A 19,206-nucleotide genomic window follows, 5' to 3' on the forward strand; every position below is an offset into this window, starting at 1 on the left:
GTTCTCGGTCATCCCGTAGATCCAGCCGGACGCCCGGTAGGTCGGGGTGCCGGACACCGCCGAGAAGTTGACGCTGATGGACTCATCGGCGGCGTACGCCGGCTGGCCGGTAGTGATCATGGCTCCACCGGCCAACGCGGCGGCCGCCAGGACGGCGATCACGCCGCGGCGCCATGGGCGAGCCCGTCGTGCGATGTCCATTTTCGACACTCCTGGTCCGTTATCCTCAGCACGGTCACGTCGCCGTGTTAGCGCTAACATTTCTCTCCCCGCTTGGACTTCTTCCATTAGCTCCGGGATGGATGCCACAGCTACGCATCGATGATGGTGAGGTTGCCAGATTGTTTCGAGGCGTTCAAGAGGAAGCGATCGATAGGCGCGCGAAAGTCGTCTCATGAAGCATGGGACTTTCGAAGTGCGCCATCGATAACACGTTCTCGACACGCATCTGAATAGTGGATGCGTAAAAGGTCGCCCCGTTTTCTGTTATGAAGGCGGTTGCCTGATGGTCCCGGCGTGGACGGATCGGGCCGACGCTCTGGTCGAGCCTGTCGAGGCTCGCCGCGGCCGCAGCCGGAGGGCCAAGGGATCTGGGAGGTCCGCCGTGACGGGCGGGTACTCACCTGTTCCGCCGCCCTGTGCCAGGTGGCTCCTTCATCGGCGACACGACAACCGTTACCCGGGCGGCGACATCGTGCTGCGGTTCGGCGATCATTTCGCCGACGCAGCCCTTTCGCATCACAGGGAAGAATGCGAACCGCGATTTCGATCGCCGCGGGGCCGCGCCATGGCCTGGCGCTGCTGTCGACCGGAAACGTCAAGGCATGGGGAGACAACTCCTACGGCGAGCTCGGTGACGGCACCACGGCCGATCGGATGGTCGCCCGCAGTGTGGCCGGTATGGGTGACGTGAAAGCCGTCGCCGCCGGCTCGCTCTTCAGCCTTGCCCTGCTCGGCGATGGCACGGTGCGGGCGTGGGGCCGAAACGTCGACGGCCAGCTCGGGGACGGCACGACGACGAACCGGTCGCTTCCCGTCCCGGTCGTCGGCCTGCCTGGCCGGGTGTCCGCGATCGCCGCGGGCTCCAACTTCGCGCTCGCGCTGTTGGCCAACGGTGGTGTCATGGCATGGGGCAGCAACGACCAGGGCAGCTCGGGCTGGGCGGGACCGACGTCGACCCGCATCCCGTCCCGGTCGCCGTCGCGCTACCCCGTCTTGTGACGAGCATCGGCGCCGGCCCGCGGCACGGCGATCAGTGCCGGTGACTCCGGGAGCCCAGACCGCGCCCTCAGCCTGGCGATCGCCGGCAACACCGTGCTGGCATGGGGGCTGAACAGCTCGGGCCAGCTCGGCCCGCGGTCGGTCTCGGCAAGCAACATCTGGAGCCTGGCTTCCTGATCGTGACGAACAGGGCCTCCGCCGGCACGGCAGAGGCCCTGTCTCCACTCGTGACCAGCGAAGCGGCTGACGTTACGCATTGGCCCGGCGGAGGCGTTCGGTTGCCTGCGCCCGCAGCGCATCACCGCCCGCCGGGGTGCCACCGCACAGGGCCATCTCCCGGGCGTTGTACGCGGCCATCCACAAGCTGGCCGCCCACGCGACCTCCAGCTCCACGGCCGTGAACGAGCGCCCTCGAACGTCCTGATACGCCGCCAGGAACGCCTCGGAGCTTGCGATCGGCGCCAGCGTGGGCGGCCCGGCACTGGCGAACGACCCGCTTGCCGCTCCCACCAGCGCCGCCTCCGGCTGCCACGCCAGGCTGTCCCAGTCGTGCACCGCCCACACCTGCCGACCCTGCCACCGCAGGTTCTGCGCCTCGAAGTCGGCGTGGCCGAGCACGCACGGCAGGGCGGCCGCCAGCAGCCGCCTTCGAGCGCGCGCCGCCGCCTCGACGATGTGCTCCGACACGACACTCTGGTCCCGGCAGTCGAGAGAGTCGATCGCCGGCCACACACCCGAATCGGCGTGGTCCCAGCGCACCCAGGGTGGATTCGGCAGGGGCGGCGCGACGCTCACGCCGGAGAGTTCGGCCATCAGCCGGGCGAACACCTCCGCGCAGCGCACGGCTATGTCCGGCGAGTCCCCGTGCAGCACCTCGCCTCCGGGCCGGGGTTCCTCGGCGTGGACGGCCAGTGCACCAACACCGACCACCGGCGTGAGCGGCCGGGCACACGGAAACCCGCGCTCGGCCAGCCGGTCCTGCGCCGCGACGCACGAGGAGGCCCGGCCGTCGTCGGCGCGCGCCTTGACCACGACGTCCCTCCCATCGGTCAACCGCAGGCCGAACACCGTCGAGACCTGTCGCGCCTGGAACAGCACGCCGGCGGGTTCGCCGCCCAGATGGTCAAGACACCAAGCCGGCAGCCAGTTCGGCAACTCGTCCAACCGCACACCCGAGACTGTGCCATAGGACGGTCGGCTGTCAGGTGCACCCTGACAGCCGACCGCACGAACCTAGCCGACGATGTCGACCGTGTCGCAACCGTAGAAGCTCGTCTGCACCGACGGGCCGCTGGTGAACTTGCCGAAGACACAGCCGGTCGTGTCCGTCGGCGTCAATGCGTCCTGAGGCGGTCCGAAGTGGAGAACCGCGTCCAGGTCGCCGTCGCGCGTTCTCTCGTCACGCTCGACCGAATCCTCCTGGTGAATCTTGTTGTGGATCTCCGCCACGCCGAGGCCGCGGAGCAGGATGTCCGGCGAGCCGAAGCGTGTCGCGCCGACGACGATGGTGGTCGCGTCGAACGCGAGAGGGTTGCCGTATTCGCCGGCCCGGGTGCTGAGCACCGCGGTCGGCACGTTGGCGGCGTGCAGGTTGACCGGGTTCTGTGCGCTGCCGGGGTGGATGTTGATGGTCACCGGAACCGCGCAGTCGAGCGTGAGCCGCACGGTCCGCTGGTTGTTGTCGGCCCTGGCGTCGACGACGGAGGCCCGACGCGGAGTCACGGCCGTGGTGAAGTCGAGCGTGCGAGGTCCAGGCTGGACACAGGTCACGGTGTACGTCTTCTCCAGCCGCTGCGGCGTGCCGACCGCGAGTGTGGCGGGCGTGGTGGCCGCGGCGTCGGGGGTGACGGTGATGCCGGGACCGGCCACGACCGTGCGTTCGACCTTGGCCTCGGTCGGACCGTCGGGCCCGGCATTGGCGACCGTGCTGGCCACGGTGATGGTCACCGGCCTGCCGAGCACGCCGAACAGCGGCCCGGGTGCGGCGATGGCGTCGACCGACAGGTCGCTCTCGAGGCAGTCCGGGTCGTTCGGGTTCGCGACGCAGTAGTCGTGGACGGCTCGCGTGGTGTCGACCGTGGCCACCGTGGCACCGGCCGGGCCGGCCAACCGGATCTGCTCGACCCGACTGTCGTAGGGCACGAGCACCTGGCCGCGGCCCGGTTGGCTGACGAAGCCCGCACCCTCCGCGAACGCGAGAGCCGGGTTCGGCATCGTGGTCGACCGCAGCACCGCACCGTCGGCGATGCTGGACACCGTCAGGTCCGGCTTCAGGAACGCGGTACCCGGCGTGGCCACGTGCGCCACCACGACGCCGGCCGAGGTGCCGGCCTGGGCGGACTGGAAATCGATCTCGGCGACGAAGCTACGGGCGTCGTCGACATATTCGGGCCGTGGAACCGGATCGCTCAGCGGGCTGGCGGCGTTGGGGACCGCCTGTGCGGTCGTGTGGAGCGCGCCGATCGTCAGGGCGACGGCGCCGATTATCAGCATGGGTACGCGGGCCCGCCGCAGCCGGCGGGAGGGAGTGCGGTTCGGCATCGAAGGACCCCTCAGCAACTTGCCTGGTCGCATTGACCGAATACGAACGTGATGCGGCGCCGATCGGCTCGCCGGGCGAAGGTGTTGTCGTTCATCAGGTCGTTGGACGCCGGGTCGGAGACCCAGAAGTCCGGGTTGGTGTCGGTGTCGTAGACCGAGTCCATGCCACGGCAGTCGGCAGCGACTCCGCCGAGGTTGCCGACGTCAGCGACGCACGCCGACTGGCTCAGGTAGACGTTGGGAACGTCGGTGGTCTGGAAGTAGCCACCGTTGCAGCAGTATTCGTCGGCCAGCCCGAAAGCGGAGTGGCCGGTCTCGTGAATGAACACCCCGGTCTCGCCGGCCTCGGCGCTCTGCACCCGGTTGAAGGCGCATTCCCGCAAGGTGTTCCTGTTGCCCGGTGCGGGGGTCGCGGGATGCAGGATCGCGCGGACCTGGCCGAACCCGTAGTCGGTGCCGAGGTTGGCCGGCATCTGGTGCTGGCAGGTGTCGTCGATGCCGTCGCCGCCCTGCAGATCCCGGAAACCGCCCGTGGCGGCGCCGTCGAGGGCTATCCAGACGTTGATGTCACGCTGGTTTTCCAGGACGAGTTGCTCTCGCATCAACTCGACGACAGCCGTGTAGGCGTGGCCCAGGAATCCGGGGTCTTTCGGCCCGCTGTAGACCGGGTAGGTCAGCAGACTGGTGTTCGAGGGGTTGTTCGGTTGACTCCGAACGTTGGTGGTCGCCGGGAACAGCACGACGTCCAGCGCCTTCTCGCGGGAGGCCGACAGCAGCACCGGCACGGCGCGTCCCTGCGGCGGATCCCCGACCTGCACCGTGTGCCAGCCGGAATCGACCGAGTCGAGACGGTCGATCGCCAGGCAACTGTAGGAGAAGGTCGAGCCGGCCGCCCCGGCCGTCTGGCTGGCGCTCAGCGTCGTCTGCCGGCCCGAACCGCCGATCTTCTGTCGAGTCGCGCCGCCGTCGGTCGAGAAGAAGATGTCCAACTGGTCGGAGATCAGCGGCGGTAGACCGGCGCCGTCGGGTTGGTCGCCGAACGCCTCGGCGGTGATGGTGACCGACTCGCCGGGCTGCGGCCACAGCGGAGAGTGCAGGCACCTGACATGCCGTCCGGGCGCCTGCGGCGGCTCGTTGACCTCGACCATGAAGATCATGTCGCCGACGTCGCCGTCGTCCGCGTTGCCCTGCGTCGTGACCTCGACCCCGCACGGTCCGCTGACGTCACCGGAGAAGTAGCAGCGGGAGTTTTCCGGATGCAGGTCGATCGAGAAATTCACGGCCCGGTCGGCATCGTTGTTGGTGAGATCGATCTGGTTGTCGCGGAAATTCAGGCCGTCGTCCTCGTCGAATATCTCGATCTTCACATCGGTTGTGGCATTGCTGTGGTCAACCGTTTCGGTCGCCTTCCAGTCGTCCGGCGTGATAATCGATTTATCCTCGATCTCCCCGAAATCGGTCGAGGCCCCCGCGATCGTCGTCCGGCCATAGAAGTCGGCGTCCGACGTCAGGTCAATGGGGCCACCAGGACAGCATTCCGCCACCCTGACAATCGTTACGGTCACGCTCAACGGCAGCGCCTGCGCGGGCGCCGCCCAGGCCACCAGGCACGTCGCGGCTACGGCGACGGCCACGAGCGCCGCCCGTATTCGCCGAAGGACAAACCGTCTCGCATTTCGGTTTCCCGCCAAGCCCATTTGCGTACACCCCTTTTCAAGGTTCGAAGAATTGAAAGAGCATTTCGCTAGATGGTTGCCGTGTCGCGAAGGCGTCGTCAAGACGACGGACAGTCGGCATTCAAGTCGGATCAACGACTCGCGAGCGCAATTCTTCACTCGAAAGAACGAAATTGCGATTCCCAAGGGAATGGCTTGTATCAAACGACGTCCGAGTCCATCCGTGTCGCAGGCTGTTGGCCCCTGTGTGGCTTCGACACGGCATTGCCGCCGTCAGAGCGCGGAGGGCAGCGGTTCTCCGGGCCAATTGAGGGCGGTGGCGCCGAGCACCGCCGCCTGAAGCATGAACCGGTTGGCGGGCTCGGCCGGGTCGTAACCGGTGAGCGCGGCGATCCGGTCGAGGCGGTAGGTGACGGTGCGGACCGACACGTGCAGGCGGCGCGCGGACTCGGTGGCGACGCCGCCGGTCTCGAAATAGGCCGTCAGCGTGTCCAGCAGCGGTTGCGCGCCGCCGCGGGCCTGTGTGAGCGGCGTCAGCACCGCTTGGACGAGGTCGACGATCGCCGGCTGGTCGCGCAACAGAACTCGGTAGACGAGCAGGTCGTGCGCGTTGACCACGGGACTGTCGACCCGCAACCGGCCGGCCATGCTGAGCGCCTCGCGGGCCTCCTCGTAGGAGCGCGCGATGCCGTACACCCCCGGATGGGCCCGACCGACGGCCACCCGCCACGGACGACCGTGCCGCAGCCGATCGAGCTGGTCATGCATCAACCAACCCAGGTCGCTGCGCCGGTCGACCGGTGCCGCGGGCCGACCGACGATCGCCGAGTCGGCGGGTGCGAGCACCACCACCAGCCCGTCCTTGGTCGCCACCATCACGTCGCGGTCGCCGAGCCGGTCGAAGATGGCCGCCTCCAGGGCGCTGATCGCCGCATCCGAATCCGGCAACCGGCGATCGGGGGCGGCCAGGGCCACCTGGTGCACCCGGGTCAGGTCGAGGCCGAACGGCTCGGCCCGTTCCACCAACCCGCCCAGGTCCGAGTCGCCGCGGAGCAGATCGTCGATCACCTCACGGCGCAGCGTCTCCTCACGCCGGACCAGGTCCCGCCGGGCCAGGTTGTAGCCCTCCGCCAGCGTGGCCACCGCCTCGTCCACGACGTGGAGTACGGCCGCGGCGGCCGCGCGTACGGCCTCCCGGTCCCGGGACCGGACCATCATCGGGATCTCCTGCCAGAGCCGGCGTGCCGCGGACAGGTATAGCTGGACCACCCGGCCGGCCGAGATGCCTTGCTCAGCCGCCTCGCGGCCCAGCCGGCTCACCGCCTCCAGTTCGCCGCGCTCCGGTCGGCGCCCGCTCACGGCCGCGTCCGCGAGCAGCGAGAGGTAGTCGCCCAGCAGCTCCACCGGAACCCCACCGGCGTCGGTGCTGGCGCCGCGCGCGACCTCGACCAGCCATGCCTCCTGCGGCCCGGCCCCCGACCCGGCCGGCGCTCGTGGCGGCCGCGACCCTGCTGCCATGCCGAACCTCCCGCCATGGCGAAATTGCCGAACGTCGGCAGTTTACCCCCGCGCTCTCTACGCCCACGGCCCCTGCCGCCACGCACCACCAGCCGCGACCATGGAATGGCGGAAGCGAACAGAAGGAGGAAGCGATGCTGCAATGGCAGGTACGCGACGTCATGAACACCGACGTCGTCACGCTCCCCGACGATGCCACGGTCACCGAAGTCGCGGCCGTCCTGAGCGGGCGGCGGATAAGCGGAGTGCCGATCGTTGACCGGTACGACGTCGTGACAGGTGTGGTCAGCTGGACAGACGTTCTCAGCAACATCGACTTCGGCGGGCGCCCGAGCCGCCGAAGCACAGCCGAGCTGCGCTGGCGTCCCGGGATTCGCACCGCGATCGACGTGATGAGCGCCGCCCTGGTCACGATCCGACCAGACGCGTCGCTGGCCGACGCCGCCAGGACGATGCATCGACGCGAGCTCAGTCGGCTCCTGGTCGTCGACGACCGCCATCGGCTCCTGGGCATCGTGACCCGTCGCGACCTGTTGGCGCCGTTCTCGCGGTTGGACAGCGTCATCGAAGACGACGTTCGGCAGCGGGTGTTGCGCGGAACGTTGGGTCTGGAGCCGGAAACGGTCCGGGTGCGTGTCGACGACGGCGAGGCGACCCTGACCGGCCGCGTCACGCGCCGGTCGACGGCGCTGGCTGCCCGTCGACTGACCGAGGCGGTGCCCGGCGTCTCCACAGTGGTCGATGAGCTGGCCTTCGATGCTGACGACATCGCGCCCGACCCGTCGCCGCCCGCGCCGGCGCCGGATCCGATGCGCGGCTGGTTGAACCCGGCCCCGGTCCCGGCGCCGCGCTCGGTGCATTGAGCCGCGTGGTGGCGAGCGTCCGCAAGGGACACTCCGTGTCACGGCGAGATCCCCGAACGGCTAGCCGCCGTCCGTGACGCCGTCGTAGACGAGGTCGCCCTCGGCGGAGAGCCGGGCTCCGGTGGCGGCGACGTGGGCCGTGAGCCGGCCATCGTGGTGCAGGTGGTTGACCCGGCCACCGCGCGCGAGGACGACGAAGTCGGCGATGAGGCGGCGGTGGCAGCGCCACCACACGCTTTCACCGCACATCACCGCCGTCACCGCCGTGCCCAGGTCGGAGAGCAGCACGTCCGCCGCGTCGCGGAACGCGGGGGTTCGCATGTATCCCGCGTAGGCACGGAACGCGGGGACGCGCCACCAGGTGTCCGGTGAGTCGGCCATGAGCCGTCGGCGACCGCCGAGCCGTTCCTCCCATCGATATTCAATGCCCGTCATCGGCAGCCATTGGGCGAGGGCGTCGCGGTTCACCTGCGGGTGGGCGCGGCTGCCGGGATAGCGGCGAACATCCACCACCCGGCGTACGCCCGCGTCGTGCAGCAGCCGGGCCAGGTCCTCGCGACTCGCGCGTCCGTGGCCGAACGTCAGCAACGCCGGGCGTGCGTCGTCGCTCGCGTCCGGGCGGGGCGTCATCTCCGGCGGTGGCTGCTCCGGCTCACCCACATCCCCATTGTCGCGGCGCGTGAGGAGGGCGACGACCCCGGCGGCGATGGTCGCCGACTGTCGGACCGGTTGCGCGCAGGCGAAGCGCCCGACGAAGGCCGGGCCGCACCTCCAGCATCGGAGGGAACAGATCCGACAGCGGACGGGAGCGCGGCCAAATCGGGCGTTGGTGGTTGCCTGCGCGCGGCAATGTCCGAGAAGCGGGTCCACTCAGCATCAGCGACGCCCGGTTTTGCCGACGACCGGCAAATGGCCGCAGGGGACCTTACCAGCCGCAGCCCCTGAATCCCGGCGGCGGATGGGGCAACGTGGGGGTTGGACGGCACCACGCCGGACGGAACGACCCCTATGCGGAGGAGGCGGTGATGGCGGCTGACACGACGAACGCACCGCGGCTGCGCCCGCCCGTCGCCTGGCTCTCGCTCGTTGGCCCGCGGGGCTGATCACCGCTTCGCCGGGTGATCCTCAGCCGGTCGACATCGGCATTCCACCAGGGATCTCCGGCCCTGCGCCCACCAGCTCACGCGTACCCGATGGAGGTAGACAACCATGTCCGCAGTCGCCACACCACATGCGCACGAGCGGCCGCGGTCCGACCAGCCGACCTTCGACAAAGCGACCGGGCCCACCGAGCCGGCCGCTGTCGGCGTCGATCTCGGGAGTGCCTACCTGCGTATCTGGGCTTCGGGCCGGCCGATGATCGACATACCCGCGAGTTACCCGACCGGCGCACCCACGAGGCTCGTCCGCGGTGGACGCGTCGTCAACCGGAACCGGCTCGCCGCACTGCTGCGACACGTTCTCAACCAATATCATCGGCAGCTCCCGGCCAGGCCACTGGTCGTGGCGTGCCTGCCGGTGCTGACCACCGACGACGACGAGCGCCTCACCCGCGACCTGCTCACCGAGGTCTTCACGCCCCCACGTCTGCTGGTCATCCCGACGGTGCGCGCCGCGGCGATCGGCGCCGGCGCGCACTCCGGGCCGCTGCTCATCGCCGACGTCGGCGCGGACCTCGTCGAGGTCGCCGTCGTCGCCGGCGGTCGTGTGGTCGCCGCCCGCCGCCGTGGTCGCGACACATCCGCCGAGCCGGAACGCAGCGTCCACATGATCGGTCGGCTGCGGCAGGACCTCCTGCGCGATCCGGCCTGCGGACCGCACCTCGCCGAACTCGGCCATCGCCCCGTGCTGCTGGCCGGTGGCGGCGCGGTGCGCTCACCGCTCGCCGCGGAGCTTTCCGGGCACCTCAACATGGCCGTTCGCACGGCCGCCTCGCCGCGTCTGGCCGCCGCCCGGGGAGCCGGACTTGCCGCACTGTCAACGCTGCGGCGGCTCGCCGCGACGCCCTAGTCGCACGGCGGCTCAGCAACCGACCACGTACGACATTGGAGTAACAATGACCCGCAGCATTCCCGGCCGGCTGCACGGCCTGCACCTTGTCCTACAGGAACTGTTCGAGCAGCAGACCGACGAACTCGTCAAGCTCGACAGTTATCGCATCGACCCCAGCCTGACCGGCCACACCCCGCGCGCCCTCGACGAGCTCACCACGACGGCCCGGCGAGCGCTGGCCGAAACGGCCGAGGCGCTGCAACGGATGAACGAGGGAACATACGGCATCTGCCAACATTGCGGCCAGCACATCCCCCTCGAACGGCTCGAGATCCTACCCAGCACCCGGTACTGCGTGCCGTGCCAGCGGCTCCAGCGCACGTAGCCAGCTTGGAGATCGGCCCGGGCGACGGCGGGCGGCGCCGAGCTCAGGCGGCGCCTGTCCGCCCCTGATGCCGTTCGTTCTGCTGAAGGGCTTCCTCGAGTTGGTCCTCGAGGATGATGATCCGGCAGGCGGCTTCCAGCGCGGTCCCCTGATCGACCATTTCCCGCGCCCGGGCGGCAAGGCGCAACTGGTAGCGGGAGTAGCGGCGGTGCCCGCCGGCCGAGCGGAACGGGGTGAAGAGCTTCGCCTCGTCGAGGCGGCGCAAAAAGTCCTGCGAGGTGCCAACGATGTCCGCGGCGCGGCCCATCGTGTAGGCGGGGTAGTCATCGTCGCCGAACATGTCATCAGATTTGGCCATACACACACCTCCATGACGAGGGCCCCGGCGCGGTTCCGCCGGGGCCCAGGGCTACGGGTCAAAAACACCATCTACCGACGAATGCGTCGGGTACTCGTATCCACACCTACCGTCGATGACGGTTTCGGGTGTGAGGATCGCATCAGCGTGACCGGAGACCACCTCTCGTTCGATGGGAACTACGGCGTCTACCCCAGCGTTGACGTTTCGTGCTGGTGGTAGGCGATCCAACGGTGTTCGGCCCTCCCTTTCCTCTGTTTCCACATCCTTGTTGCCCACATGCTCCGCCGGTGTCGAAGCCCCACGCGACTTCATGGCCTCGCACACGTGCGGCGGACGTTCCACTTACCTTCACTTGCTGCGGCGGCGACTCGTCTTTCACTGCCGCGCCGAGGGGGCCACGAAACATCCGGGCCCTGCTTAACGCTCGGCTGATCGTCTGCGTCTTTGAAGATCTCTGTTGTCAACGCCGATAACGCTAGCGAAGCCAACCCAGGATGTCTAGCGCTTTGGGCATAGATTTCCTCGGCGTGGCGGCGAGCCTGGTGCCGGGCCACCCCGTTGGTCCGGCAGTGCGGAGCACGTCACAATGAGTGTCCGCGAGACATGAACGCCGTGGAGGTGGACGCCGGTGGCCCGTGTCGTGTTGGTCCATGGGATCGGCCAGCAGTTCACCGGCCCGGAATCGATGCTCGCCGGGTGGCTCCCGCCACTACGCGACGGTCTGACCCTCGCCGGGGCGCCGACGCTCCTGTCCGCGGAGGATGTCGCGGCCGCGTTCTACGGCGACCTCTTCCGTCCTCCGGGCCGTCCCCTCGGAAGCGACGGCTCGCCGCCGTACACGGCGGCCGACGTCACCGCCGCGGAGGCCGACCTGCTGATGCTCTGGTGGGCAGAGGCGGCCACGGTCGATCCGGCCGTCGTGTCTCCGGACGCGCGGACGCTGGCGCGGACACCCCGGTCGGTGCAGGCGGCGCTGCGGGCACTGGCCGGTTCAGCGTTCTTCGCCGGGCTCTCGGTCCGGATGATGGTCGCCGACCTGAAGCAGGTCGCCCGCTATTTCGCGGACGCGGACACGCGCCAAGAGGTCGGTGCGCGACTGCGGGCCCGGATCGGCCCGGAGACGGCAGTCGTGATCGCGCACTCGCTGGGCTCGGTCGTCGCCTACGAGGCCCTCTGCGCCGAACCCGACCACGGGGTGCGGGCCCTGGTCACGCTCGGTTCGCCGTTGGGCATCCCCAACGTGGTCTTCGACCGGCTCGTGCCCGGGCCTGTCGGAGGCCTCGGGAGGTGGCCCGGCGGGGCCGGTCTGGTGTGGACGAACATAGCCGACCAGGGTGACGTGGTCGCGCTGGTCAAGGACCTCAGGGTCGGGTTCGGTCCCAAGGTTCGCGGCCACCTGGTCGACAACGGGACGCACGCGCACGCGGTCAGTTCCTACCTGAGCGCACCCCAGGCCGGTGCCGCCGTGGCCGCGGGCCTGCAGGACACCTAGGAGGCGCCATGGATCAGGACACCCGCGGTGCCCCGGCCCCGACCGGTGGTGGCGCCCGCCGCTACCTGATCGCCTCGGCGGTGACCCGGTTCCCGAAGGCACCGCGGCTCGACCGGCCAGAGCTGGTCGGCGCCCGGGACCAGGTGGTCGACCTGTTCACCACCCGCCTCGGCTACCAAAACGTGCCCGACCTCGGTCTGGACCCGACCCGCGATCAGTTGCTGGGTCTGCTCAACGCATTCTGCAGGTCCTCCGAGCGCAAGCCCGACGACCTGGTGGCGGTCTACCTGTCCACCCACGGTGAGGTGCTCGACGACGCCGGGTTCGAACACGTGTTGCTGCTCTCGGACACTGACCCGGACAATCCGGTGACGGCGCTGCCGACCGTCGACCTCGCACGGGCGATGCTGCTCGGCACCCGTGTGCGGCGGGTGCTGATCATGCTGGACACCTGCTACTCCGGGCAGGGCGGCCAGGACCTCACCGCAGCCGCGGTCGGCCGGTTCGCGCAACGCTGGGGGTCGATCCCAGGCGCCGGCTTCGTCGTGCTGGCCTCGGCACGCCCGAACGAGGCCGCCTACCCCAACCTGTTCCCCACACTGCTGAGAGGGGCCGTCACCACGTTCGCGACGGCCGGTGCCGCACCGGAGACGTTGGACATCGGTGCCCTAGTCCAGCGCATGAACGTCGACCCGGCGCGGCCGCCGGGCCAGCGGGTGAGCTGGAACAGCGTGGGGCTCTCCGGCACAGTGCCCGGGTTCTTCCCCAACGCCAACCACAACAGCACTCGGGCACCGGCCGAAGTCGACCGCTACGTCGCGCAGGTCACCGAGTGGCAGGACCACGCCGAACGCCGTGAGCTCGACTATCAGGAGCAGTTCCTCACCCGGGCACGGGCGGACCTGGGCATGGGTGACGGCTGGTGGTTCACCGGACGGCACTCCGCACTCACGGAGATAACAGCTTGGCTCACCACCGCCACCGGGCCGCCGGCGATCGTCGTCACCGGGGACCCCGGTTCCGGCAAGACGGCGATCCTCGGGCTGGTCACGACGCTCTCACACAGCGAACGGCGGCGGACCGTACCCACCGACAGCTTGCGGTTGCCGGCGGCAGCCATTCCGCAGGTTGGCGCCATCGACGTCGCCGTCTACGCCGGCGGACTCACGAACGACGAGGTGCTCGCCGCCGTGGCGGCGGCGGTCGAGGTGGATGCCGACACCCCGGGTGCGCTCGTCGAGTCGCTCGCGGCCCGGATCCGCCCGTGCGTCGTGCTGGTCGATGCGCTGGACGAGGCAATCGACCCGCACGGCCTGATCACCCGCCTGCTGCTGCCGCTGTTGCGGAAAGGCAACGGTCGGATCCGGCTCCTCCTGGGAACCCGACCACACCTCGCTGGCCTGATCTCCGGTGCCGCGACGATCCACCTGGACTCCGAGCATGCCGATCCGGCGGCGCTGCGCGACTACACCGTCCGGGTCCTGATGCGCTCCACGACGGACAGTCCCTTCGGGGCGGCCGGGCCAGATCTCGTCGGTGCCATCGCCGAGCGGGTCGTGGCCGCCGCCGGCAATTCGTTCCTGGTCGCCGGGATCACCGGTCGGATCCTCGCCACCGCCGGCGGGCTTCCCGACCCGGACGACCCGGTCTGGCTGGCCGGCCTGCCACGGCTGCCGGGCGACGCGATGGCCCAGGACCTCGCACGCCTCGGCGTCGATGCCGGGCGGGCCCGGGATCTGCTGCTGCCATTGGCGTTCGCGCAAGGGCAGGGACTGCCGTGGGAGGACGTCTGGTCGGCGCTCGCGTCCCGGCTCAGCAATCGCCGATACACCGACGAGGACCTGCTGTGGCTACGCCGTGCCGCGGGCTCCTACGTCGTGGAGACGCAGGTGCGCGGACGGTCTGTCTATCGGCTGTTCCACGTGGCGATGGCCGGTCATCTTCGGACGTCGCACGACGCGGCCGCCGTCAACCGCACGTTCGTCGAGGTGCTGACGGCGCACGCGCCCCGGACACCGGACTGGCAGGTCGATTGGGCACACACCCACCCGTACACCCTGCGCAACCTGGCCTCCCACGCGGCCGCGGCCGGCATGATCGACGGCTTGGCCGTCGATGCCGAGTTCCTCACACATGCCGCGCCCGACACGCTGATCCCGGCGCTGCGGACGGCGACCGGCCGGGAGGCCCGCCTCGCGGCCCGTACCTACTTGACGTCGGCCCACCTGCACCGCGCCGCGGACGTACCCAGGCGTCGGCAGTTACTCGCGCTGGACACGGTCCGGCTGCGACCGGCTGCCCGCCGGGAACCGGTGGGTCCGGTGGGTGAGCTGGCTCCCCGGTGGGCGACCAGCGGCCAGACCTCCGTCGCCCTGCATGGCACCCTCACCCGCTCGACCGCGCCCATCAACGCCGTGGCCTGCGCGCTCGTCGATGGCCGCCCGGTCGCGGTGACCGGGTCGTACTCGGTGCTGACCGTCTGGGACCTACGCGGCGAGGAACCCATGTTGCGCATTCCCACCCACCAGGGCGACGTGACGTCCGTTGCGTGCACCGTCGTCGCCGGCCGTCCGGTGGCGTTGAGCACCGGCTCCGACAGCACGACGCGGATGTGGGACCTGCGCTCGGGCCAGCAGGTCGCAGTCCTGGCGGGCCACCTCGACCGGGTCTGGTCGGTCGCCTGCACCGAGATTGACGGGCGACCGGTCGCGGTGACCGGCAGCACGGACCGCACGGTCCGGATCTGGGACCTGGCCGTCGGCGCAAACGAACCCGAGGATCGATGCCTCGCGATCCTGCGCGGCCATAGCCGGTCGATCCGTTCGGTCGCCTGCACGACGATCGACGACCGCGCGGTCGCCGTCACCGTCGGGTGGGAGGGCACTGGCCTGGTCTGGGAGCTGGACCGCAGGCTGCCGGCTATCGGCAAGCTGAGCGGGCACCTGAACCGGATCACCGCGGTGGCATGCGCCACGATCGACGGTCGACCGGTGGCGGTGACCGGAAGCCTCGACCGGACGGTGCGGGTCTGGGACCTCTCCAGCGACGTGGACGGCCAGGCGCGGCGTTCCGCGACCCACGTGCTCGCCGGCCACGCCCACCGGATCTGGGCCGTCGCGACGACCGAGATAGACGGCCGACCGGTCGCGGTCACCGGCGGCACCGACCGCACCGTGCGGTTGTGGGATCTGCGCGACGGGGGCCACGTCGCCACCCTGACCGGTCACACCGGCCGGATCGCCGCGGTCGCCGCCACCGTGCTGGACGGCCGGCCGGTCGCAGTCACCGGCAACGTCGACCGCACCGCACGGGTCTGGGACCTCGGCGCGATCGACATGAACGCGTCCGCGGGATCGCTGTGGGCGGTGGCCTGCACCGTCGTCGACGGCCGCCCGGTCGCGGTTACCGGTGGCACCGACCGGACGGTACGGACCTGGGACGCTGTCACCGGCGATCGGCTGGTCACGTTGACCGGCCACGCCGACCGGGTGACGGCGGTGTCCTGCGCGCAGGTCGGCGACGCGACGATCGCGGTCACCGGCGGCCGCGACGGCGAGCTGCGGTTCTGGGACCTGCGCACCGGCGCCTGCGTACGGCGGGAGCAGAGCCGCTGGCCGGTATGGGCACTCGCCTGCACGGTCGTGGGCCGTCGCACCGTCGCCGTCACGGGCGACGCGCGTGGCACCGTCACAAGCCACGACCTCCAGTCGGGGCGCACCGACATCATCGGTGAGCACGAGCGCGCGGTGTGGGCCGTGACCTGCTCGACGATGGGAGGCCGGGCGATCGCGGTCTCTGTGGGGGACGACCACCGGATGCGGGTGTGGGATCTGGAACGGCGCACCCTCGTCACCACCATCCCGGTCCCGGCCAGCCGGGTCTGGGCCGTACGGTGCATCTCCGTCGGCGGTGAGCGGGTCGCGGTGACCGCATGCGCCGACGGAGCCCTGCGGGCGTACAGCCTCGGGTCCGGCGCGAAGGTCCAGCAGATCGTCGGGCACACCGCTTCGGCCCAGGCGCTGGCTACCGCCTTCGTCGACCATCGACCCATGGTCGCCTCGGCCAGCCTCGACGGCACCGTGCGGCTCTGGGATCTCTCGTCCGGACGATGCGCCGCGGTCCTCGCCGACCACCGCGGTGGGGTCTGGGCGGTCGACTTCGCTCACACCGACAACGGGGCGCTGGTCGTCTCGGCCGGCGACGACCGCACCCTGCACGTCAACGATCCGGCCGCCGGGCCGACCGATGCGCATACCAACGACATCACCGCGATCGCCGCCGCCGCACCCGACGGCCGCCCCGTCGTCATCACCGGCGCGGCGGACCGCACGATGCGGTTCTGGGATCTCGCGAACGGCCACAGCACCAGCACCACGGTGGCCCGGGCCGCGGCGGTGACCGCGATCGCCGCGGTGGAGGTCGACGGTCGCCCTTTGGCGTTGGTCGCTACCACGGACCAGTCCCTCGAAGTATGGGACCTGATCGCGGGGAGCGGCCTACGACGTACAGCGCTGCGGCCGGACCGGGGCGGTGCGGGCCATGGCGGCGCGATGGCGATCGCCTGTGCCGTCCAGGACGGGCGGCCGGTCGCGGTCGTCTCACCGGCAGACCAGACGCTGCGGCTGTGGGATCTGCGTAGCTGGCAGATGTCCCTGGTGACACCGGCCGGCATGCACGTGGTGACTTCGGTCGACTGCGTGCCCACCACCGCGGGCCTCACGGTGGTTACCGGCGGCACCGACGGCACGGTCCAGCGCCTTGTCATGACGGCCGATCCGGCCGGCGCGCCGGGGGCCGTCACGCTCGGCCGGCACAGCGAGAAAGTGACCGCGGTCGCCTGCGCGATCGTTGACGGCCGGCCATTCGTGGCATCGCTGGACGCCGCGTCGACCGTACACATTCAGGACCTCGCGACCGGCGACACGATCGCGACCCGCTCCGGCCCGGCGCGCGTGACCGCCATGACCTGGTCGACCCACGCGGGTCGGCCAGCCCTGGTGCTCGGCAGCAACGATGGTCTGGTCCGGGTGTGCGACCCGTTCACGCTGACCGCCTTGACCGTGTTCCAGCTACCCGAGGTCGTCCACGTGTTGGCTCCGGCGCCGGACGGCAGCCTGCTCGTGGGGAGCGGCCACGAGGTGGTCGTTCTGGCGGAGGTGCTGCCCGGTCCGACAAGATAGCGTCCGGGCAGCCCCCGCGGCTGAGCGGACCGGCCTGAGGTCAGGCGCTCTGGGAGACGCGGCTTCGCGTCGGTGCCGATGGCATGAGTCGTTCGCCGATCGCGAGGGTCAGAGCGGCGAGGCCCAGTAGGGCACCGATCAGGACGGTGCTGTGGACGCCGTGCCGGGGCAGTGCGAGGCCGCTGGCCAGAGCGCCGCCGGTGATGCCGACGTTGACGGCGGCGGAGAGGGTGGCGGCGGCGAGGTCGGATCGCCCGGGTGCGATCTGGAGCACGAGGCCGCCGAGTGCCGCGGTGAACGCGGCGAACGCCAGTCCGGCGATGGCGATCAGCGCGACGGCCGCAGTGGGCTGGCGGCCGAGCGCGGACAGGCCGAGCAGCGCGACCGCCTGGAGCGCGACCGTCGCGATCAGGACGCGCCACGGCCCGCGGTCGACCAGGGTCGCGACGGCGACGATCCCGAGCACGCTGGCGATCCCGCGCGCCAGCAGGATGGCACCGACCGAGGCGGCGGCGAACCCGCTGACCTCGGTGACGAACACAGCGACGAAGGTGTAGGCGGCGATCGCGGCGGCGGTTGTCAGGACGGCCACCGCGACCAAAAGCCAGAAGCGACGGAGGTCGGGCGTCGCGCCCCGCGCGGCGTGGCCCTGCTCGGGCGGGGCCGAGGGCAGCAGCGTGGCCACCGCGACGAGGACGACCGCGCCGATCCCGGCCACCGCCAGGAACGACGCCCGCCAGCCCGCGCGTTCGCCGAGCCAGGTGCCGGCCGGCAGGCCCAGCACCAGAGCGAGGTTTCCGCCTGCGAACACGACCGCGACCACCCGCCCGCGGAGCCCTGGCCGGAACAACTCCGCGGCCGCCGGCACCACGACCGCCCAGAACAACGCATGGGTCGCCGCTGTCGCCATCCGTGCCGCCAGCACCAGAGCGAACGTGTCCGCGAACGCGGTGATCGCGGTGCTGACGACGAAGCCGGCCAGGAGAGCCGACAGCAGCAGCCGTCGTGGGACTCTCCGAGCCAGGGCCGTCAAAGGCACCGAGGCGACCATCACGACCGCGCCGTACGTGGTGACGAGCATTCCGACCTGCGACGGCGTTACGGCCAGGTCGGCGGCCATCGGGAGCAGCAGGCCGATCGGCAGCGCCTCGACGGTGGTGTAGAGGAAGGTCCCGCCGGCCAGACCGGTCAGCGCGGCCATCGCTCGCCCGTGTTCCATCCCGACCCCCAAATGTTGCCGGCTAAACTCGCTATGGTGGAAACACCGTATCGAGGTGCCCCACCGGCGTCTACTGGTAAAGTGGATTTCGATGGAAACAGTCGAGGGTGTTGCCCGGATGCGCCTGGTCGGCGGCGACCTCGCCCTGGATTTCGTCAACACCCGCAGCGGCCCACCCGACGGACCTCCGGACGACGACGTGCTGACGGGCTATCCGGAGTTGGTCGCCTGGGCCGTCTACGCGGGCGCTCTCACCGAGCCGGACGCGGCAGTCCTGCACCGGGCCGCACAAGACGATCCGAGTGGCGCTCAGGCGGCGTTCACGCGGGCGCTGCGCACCCGTGACTATCTCGACGAGATCTTCCGGTCGCTCTCCGCCGGCCGAAGGCCGGATACGCACGCGCTCGCCCTGCTGCGGGACGACGAAGGCGACGCGGTCGGCCACGCACACCTCGACGAGCACGGAACCACGTTCACCTGGACGTGGCGGGACGATCACACGCTGGGCCGACCGCTGCGGCCGGTGGTCCACGCCGCGACCGAGCTGCTCACCGGCGGAATGCTCGGCCGGATCAAGGCATGTGGAGGCTGCCGCTTCCTCTTCAACGACGAGAGCAAGAACCGCAGTCGCCGCTGGTGCAGCATGGACGACTGCGGAACCACCGCGAAGATCCGCCGCTACGTCGCTGCCCGACGCACCCGAACGACACAGCCGACGCCCAGATCGGGCTCCTGACGGCTGGTGATCCGATGTGGAC

14 protein-coding genes and 1 pseudogene are annotated in these 19,206 nt (G+C 70.3%); 7 read left to right on the plus strand and 8 right to left on the minus strand.

The annotated features are described in order from the left end of the window. A pseudogene (locus AB0J74_RS10080) lies at window positions 1-201 on the minus strand (beta-xylosidase); the annotation flags it as partial. A gap of 549 nt (window positions 202-750) precedes the next feature. On the opposite strand from AB0J74_RS10080, the gene AB0J74_RS10085 reads away from it, so the two are divergent. Next, window positions 751-1,221 (plus strand): hypothetical protein, encoded by a 471-nt coding sequence (locus AB0J74_RS10085; protein WP_363446630.1) that lies wholly within the window; start codon window positions 751-753, stop codon window positions 1,219-1,221. A gap of 249 nt (window positions 1,222-1,470) precedes the next feature. On the opposite strand, the gene AB0J74_RS10090 is transcribed toward AB0J74_RS10085, so the two are convergent. The 4 genes from AB0J74_RS10090 to AB0J74_RS10105 all read right to left on the minus strand — a co-directional run bounded on the left by AB0J74_RS10090 (window position 1,471) and on the right by AB0J74_RS10105 (window position 6,956). After that, window positions 1,471-2,391, minus strand: coding sequence for a phosphotransferase (locus tag AB0J74_RS10090; protein ID WP_363446632.1), 921 nt, complete (start codon window positions 2,389-2,391; stop codon window positions 1,471-1,473). 63 nt (window positions 2,392-2,454) lie between these two features. Further along, complete coding sequence (locus AB0J74_RS10095) at window positions 2,455-3,762, minus strand: hypothetical protein (protein WP_363446634.1); 1,308 nt, start codon at window positions 3,760-3,762, stop codon at window positions 2,455-2,457. A gap of 11 nt (window positions 3,763-3,773) precedes the next feature. Further along, entirely contained in the window at window positions 3,774-5,396 is a 1,623-nt protein-coding gene (locus AB0J74_RS10100) for a hypothetical protein (protein ID WP_363446636.1), read from the minus strand. Window positions 5,397-5,711: 315 nt separating this feature from the next. Then, window positions 5,712-6,956 (minus strand): helix-turn-helix domain-containing protein, encoded by a 1,245-nt coding sequence (locus tag AB0J74_RS10105; RefSeq protein ID WP_363446638.1) that lies wholly within the window; start codon window positions 6,954-6,956, stop codon window positions 5,712-5,714. Here AB0J74_RS10105 and AB0J74_RS10110 point away from each other — a divergent pair. Further along, the gene (locus AB0J74_RS10110) at window positions 6,932-7,819 is read left to right on the plus strand and encodes a CBS domain-containing protein (protein ID WP_363446640.1); all 888 of its coding nucleotides are present in this window, start codon (window positions 6,932-6,934) and stop codon (window positions 7,817-7,819) included. The two genes, AB0J74_RS10105 and AB0J74_RS10110, sit on opposite strands and share 25 nt — an antisense overlap. 60 nt (window positions 7,820-7,879) lie before the next feature. On the opposite strand, the gene AB0J74_RS10115 is transcribed toward AB0J74_RS10110, so the two are convergent. Then, window positions 7,880-8,479: a DUF488 domain-containing protein gene (locus AB0J74_RS10115; RefSeq protein ID WP_363446642.1), complete on the minus strand. Its 600-nt coding sequence runs from the start codon at window positions 8,477-8,479 to the stop codon at window positions 7,880-7,882. Window positions 8,480-9,028: 549 nt separating this feature from the next. Here AB0J74_RS10115 and AB0J74_RS10120 point away from each other — a divergent pair. Together AB0J74_RS10120 and AB0J74_RS10125 are read left to right on the plus strand one after the other, a co-directional pair. Beyond that, window positions 9,029-9,829 carry an ROK family protein gene (locus AB0J74_RS10120; RefSeq protein ID WP_363446644.1) on the plus strand — a complete coding sequence of 267 codons (801 nt, stop codon included), beginning with the start codon at window positions 9,029-9,031 and terminating at the stop codon, window positions 9,827-9,829. A 46-nt stretch (window positions 9,830-9,875) separates the two neighbouring features. Continuing rightward, entirely contained in the window at window positions 9,876-10,196 is a 321-nt protein-coding gene (locus AB0J74_RS10125) for a TraR/DksA C4-type zinc finger protein (protein WP_363446646.1), read from the plus strand. A 43-nt stretch (window positions 10,197-10,239) separates the two neighbouring features. Here AB0J74_RS10125 and AB0J74_RS10130 read toward each other — a convergent pair whose 3' ends face one another. Beyond that, on the minus strand, window positions 10,240-10,554 hold the full coding sequence (locus AB0J74_RS10130) for a MerR family transcriptional regulator (protein WP_363446648.1): 315 nt from the start codon (window positions 10,552-10,554) through the stop codon (window positions 10,240-10,242). 631 nt (window positions 10,555-11,185) lie between these two features. Between AB0J74_RS10130 and AB0J74_RS10135 the strand changes: the two genes are divergently transcribed. Together AB0J74_RS10135 and AB0J74_RS10140 are read left to right on the plus strand one after the other, a co-directional pair. Next, complete coding sequence (locus AB0J74_RS10135; protein ID WP_363446650.1) at window positions 11,186-12,049, plus strand: hypothetical protein; 864 nt, start codon at window positions 11,186-11,188, stop codon at window positions 12,047-12,049. Between the two features lie 8 nt (window positions 12,050-12,057). Then, a complete protein-coding gene (locus AB0J74_RS10140) occupies window positions 12,058-17,229 on the plus strand; it encodes a hypothetical protein (protein ID WP_363446652.1) in 5,172 nt (1,723 codons plus the stop codon). A 40-nt stretch (window positions 17,230-17,269) separates the two neighbouring features. Here AB0J74_RS10140 and AB0J74_RS10145 read toward each other — a convergent pair whose 3' ends face one another. Continuing rightward, a complete protein-coding gene (locus AB0J74_RS10145; RefSeq protein ID WP_363446654.1) occupies window positions 17,270-18,448 on the minus strand; it encodes an MFS transporter in 1,179 nt (392 codons plus the stop codon). A gap of 91 nt (window positions 18,449-18,539) precedes the next feature. Between AB0J74_RS10145 and AB0J74_RS10150 the strand changes: the two genes are divergently transcribed. Next, complete coding sequence (locus AB0J74_RS10150; RefSeq protein ID WP_363446656.1) at window positions 18,540-19,184, plus strand: ABATE domain-containing protein; 645 nt, start codon at window positions 18,540-18,542, stop codon at window positions 19,182-19,184. The last annotated feature ends 22 nt before the right edge of the window (window positions 19,185-19,206 follow it).

Source organism: Asanoa sp. NPDC049573 (assembly GCF_040676615.1).
Taxonomy (GTDB): Bacteria; Actinomycetota; Actinomycetes; order Mycobacteriales; family Micromonosporaceae; genus Asanoa.